Here is a 1608-nt window from a genome sequence, read left to right on the forward strand (position 1 = left end):
CAATACAGCGGGACTCTGGCGTGTTTGACACCAATAGTTTTGAAGTATCTGCTTTAACTAATCCAAATTTTGAGCCTAAAACAAGTTATCGTTCACCATCTTCTGTGCGTTTCACTACGCTACATATCCCAGGAATAAACTCATTATTAATCAAGCCCGATGCAGATGAATAATGTTTAACTAACTCACCGGACAATCGGTAGTAACTCAACCCAACAGAAGATGCAAGCCACACACCTTTCGCATCACTAATCAAACACGCCGGACGAGCATTCGCAACACTCATCTCCAAGACTTGCTTGGCTTCTCCACCAGCCACTGTTTTAAACAACCCATAGGAAGAGGCAAACCACTGAGAGCCATCTGCCGCTGTCACTATATCTAGTGACTCGCCATATTTTTCCGAGAAACGATTGAAACGAATACGTTCATCATCATATTCATAAATACCATGGTCCGTACCAATAAAAAGTTTATCTTCGGTATCATATAAGCGCGTCACTTTAGCTGGTAAGTACTGACTCACGATCCATTCGCTACCAAAGTTTCTGACGGATTGCTTGTCGATATCAACGTTGTAAAGTTGGTAACCGCTGGATACCCACAAACGGTTTGTGTCGTCTAGAGCAATATGCTCAACAGCATGCCCAGCCATTACTTGTAAATAAGGGAAGCTAACCTTTTTCAACCCCTCCAATTGGAATATCTCCAAGCCTTTTGAAGTGGCAAGCCATAACATGCCTCGTTGGAACGCAAATTCGTTAATTTGAGAATCTAATTCTAAGACTTTTACAATCCCTTCCGCGCCAGAACGATACAGTTTGCGGTCATCGGCAAACCAAAGCACACCATCTGGCCCTGTTACCGTTTGTCTGATACGACCAGATAAGGTTTGCGAGTCATAACTACTAAAGGTGACTCGCTCAAATTTTTTGCTGAACAAAGAGTAATAACGAATGCCTTGGTTGGTCGCTATCCACATTCCGCCCATGTTGTCGCTAAGTAAGGAATAAATTTTAGTGCTATCGAGCTCTAACTCTAAGAAGCTCGCAGGCTCAACTTCAGTAACTTCACCTGTTAAAAACGAGTAGAGATACAAACCGTGCTCAGTACCAACCCAATACTCTTGATTGGTCTCTGAAAACGTCAGTACGTGGGAGCCGCCAATTTTGACGATCTCTTTATTCGGCTCGTAAATATTGAAGATCAACGCGCCTTTTAAGGTGCCGACCAATATCTCGCGTCTCGTATGCGAGTAGTACACTTTTTCAATGTAGTTTTGACCGGATGAAATCACATGATCAAATTTATTACCTTCAGAGAGATAGACACCAGATGTTGTAGCCAACGCCCATTTGGTTTCGATCAGAATCGCATCATTGATGTACACATAACTATTATTGCTATGTTGATAAAGTTGAAGCAGTGAAAATGAATCAAGTTCATTGGTTTTGATGTTGTAGGTATAAAAATGTGCGCCATCACTTACCCAAATATAATCACCTGATGAACCTATTTTTCTAATTTGCGACCCGGGGTTAAGGCTAAAGACCAACTGCCTTTCTTTGTTTGGGTAGGTCTGATAAACCTCATTTTCGACAAAGGTCC

1 pseudogene is annotated in these 1608 nt (G+C 42.0%); it reads right to left on the reverse strand.

The window, feature by feature from the left end:
- A pseudogene (locus R7040_RS24360) lies at nt 1-1608 on the reverse strand (AraC family transcriptional regulator); the annotation flags it as partial.

This window comes from Vibrio sp. 1069 (assembly GCF_033340555.1).